The 2899-nt window shown below is 33.8% G+C and carries 2 protein-coding genes and 1 pseudogene; all 3 read left to right on the forward strand.

The genetic code is table 11. The features are described from left to right. Positions 1 to 46 precede the first annotated feature (46 nt). Positions 47 to 1273: pseudogene (locus tag AB3X49_RS20545) on the forward strand (MDR family MFS transporter). A gap of 92 nt (positions 1274 to 1365) precedes the next feature. Continuing rightward, a complete protein-coding gene (locus AB3X49_RS20550) occupies positions 1366 to 2520 on the forward strand; it encodes a 1-deoxy-D-xylulose-5-phosphate reductoisomerase (protein WP_367964408.1) in 1155 nt (384 codons plus the stop codon). Positions 2521 to 2738: 218 nt separating this feature from the next. Next, a partial coding sequence (locus AB3X49_RS20555; RefSeq protein ID WP_367964410.1) for a histidine phosphatase family protein occupies positions 2739 to 2899 on the forward strand: 161 nt, incomplete at its 3' end.

Here is a 2899-nt window from a genome sequence, read left to right on the forward strand (position 1 = left end):
GACAAGGGGAGGAGATACGATGAATTGGAAAGAATTTGAGTAAAATATAAAAGTACGCTTAATTACATCATTTTTTAATCGTGCTGTTACATCAGCAGTAATGCCTTTCATGGCATTGTTTTTTGCTCAAGAAATAAATAAAGTATGGGCCGGGTTATTTTTAATCTTAACGGTTATTTTAAGTTTTTTTTCAAATTTAATTGGAGGTTACATTTCAGATTGATTTCAGCGAAAGAAAATCTTATTGTTAACTTCTTTTTCTAGTACTTTGATGTTTTTATTCATGACTTTAAGCTTATATCCGACAGATAAGATGATTTGGTTATTTGCAATCGCTTATGTAGGTTTTATAATAACTAGCAGTCTTGGGCGCCCATCCATGCAAGCTATCATCATAGACTCAACTACACCGGAAAATCGAAAGGCTGTCTATACAATTGACTATTGGCTTATGAATCTTTCTATGGCAATTGGTGCAGCATTAGGTGGTTTTTTATACATTAATCATCAACAAGAGTTGTTTATACTACTGACTTGTGTTTCTGCTACAGTACCGATTGCTTATAAAATTTGGCTAGTTACAGAAGTTAATGAGTGCTTAGAAAAAAGGCAGGGAAATATAGTACTTGATCTAATTCAAAATTATAAAATTGCTATTCAAGATAGAGCATTTTTAAGAGTTGTAATAGGGTCTACCTGCATATTTGCAGCAGAGTTTTCTTTAAACAGTTATATTGGTGTACGACTTTCAGAAACATTCAATCCAATAAGCATTGGGAACTTTGAAATAGTAGGAGTGAGGATGCTAAGTATTCTTAACATACAAAATATGCTTTTAGTAGTATGTTTAACGTTTATTATAAATAAATTTACAGATCATCTAAGTGCGAAAAAAGCGTTACTTTTAGGTCTTGTGCTCTATGGGGTAGGTTATGTGGTAGTAACATCTGCAAACACCTGGTACGTACTAATTATTTTTAACTTTATTGCTACTGTTGGTGAACTTGTCTACTCACCAATCAGAAATGCAGAACAAGCTAATATGATTCCGGCTGACAAGAGAGGATCATATTCAGCCTTTGCGGGTCTATCAGATATTGGGGCGGACCTAATTGCAAGAATGACTATTATCGTCGGTGCATTCTTAATTCCTACGATGATGTCTGTTTATATTGGTATGATTGTAATAATAGGGGCATTTTTCCTATATAAGGGCCTGTTTGTTGGAACTAATAGTCAATCACAGGAAAGATTGAATAAAATTTCAATATAATATAATGCTTAAAATATAATATACACAATTCTTTCTATAGAATCGTAGGATAGGTGTGTAAAGAGGGATTATACAATTTTGGAGGAATTATCATGGTAAAATATATTTCGATTCTTGGTTCAACTGGCTCAATTGGTACGTCTGCATTAGATATAGTCACTTCCCATCCGGAACATTTTAAAATTATTGGTTTAACAGCAAATCACAATATTGACCTTCTCGAACAACAAATACATACATTCCACCCTCGAATTGTAAGTGTAAGCACAAAAGAATTAGCAGATGCACTTCGGAAGCGAATTTCTACGGACACAAAAGTCACATATGGAACAGATGGATTAATTGAAGTTGCAATTCACCCTAATTCTAATCTTGTATTATCTTCAGTTGTCGGTGTCTCTGGTCTCCTTCCAACAATTGAAGCTTTAAAAGCGAAAAAAGATATAGCAATTGCGAACAAAGAAACATTAGTTGCGGCAGGGCATATTGTGACAGATTTAGCGAAACGAAACGGCTGCCGCTTAATTCCAGTAGACAGTGAGCACTCTGCCATTTTTCAATGTTTAAATGGGGAAAATACTCAAGAAATCGAGAGGCTTATTGTTACTGCTTCAGGCGGTGCATTTCGAGATAAAACGCGTGAGGAAATGGAAATCTTACAAGCTAAAGATGCCTTAAAGCATCCCAACTGGTTAATGGGAGCAAAACTAACCATTGATTCAGCTACATTAATGAACAAAGGCTTTGAAGTCATGGAAGCACGTTGGTTATTTGATATCCCTTATGAGAAAATTGATGTTTTAATTCATAAGGAAAGCGTTATTCATTCTTTAGTTGAATTTATAGACGGATCCATCATGGCACAGCTCGGTGCCCCTGACATGAGAATGCCGATTCAATATGCATTCCATTATCCAACTAGATTACAATCAAACTATAAAAAATTAAATCTACTAGAGATAGCTAGCCTACACTTTGAAAAACCAAATTTCAAAAAATTCCCTTGTTTACATTACGCGTATGAATCAGGAAAAATTGGTGGTACAACACCTGCTGTCTTAAATGCAGCAAATGAAATTGCAAATGCGCTATATTTACAAAATAAAATTTCATTTTTTGATATTGAAAAAACAATTTATTCTACTCTTGAAGCTCATCATAGCATTGCAAATCCGGATTTGGAAACAGTACTAGACGCCGATCATTGGGCTCGTGAATATGCAAACGAATTATTAATTAGAAAATGAAAAAAGAGCTAGAACAGAACTCGTCTTTTTTAGCTCTCCATTTTACGTGTTCTTTTATTTTAATACATTTACGTTCACGGAATTGTAAAGAAATGTATTTAAGATATCGCATGCAGAAGGATTTATAGTGATTATTAGTTATGGTCATTGGGAAAGTTCTTTTTAATTAATATAAGCTATATAAGGAATAAAGAAACCTAAAAAAACTGGAGGTAATTATGAAAACTTTCATATATATGGTTAGACACGGAGATTCACCAAAGTTTGGAAAAGAAGGAACAAGAGGATTAACTGAAAAAGGAAAATTAGATGTTCAACGAATAACAGATATATTACAAGGTGAGGGAATCGACGTTGTTATCTCAAGTCCATACAATCG

Source organism: Bacillus sp. C30, from assembly GCF_040838255.1.
GTDB classification, from domain to species: Bacteria; Bacillota; Bacilli; order Bacillales; family Bacillaceae_G; genus Bacillus_A; species Bacillus_A mycoides.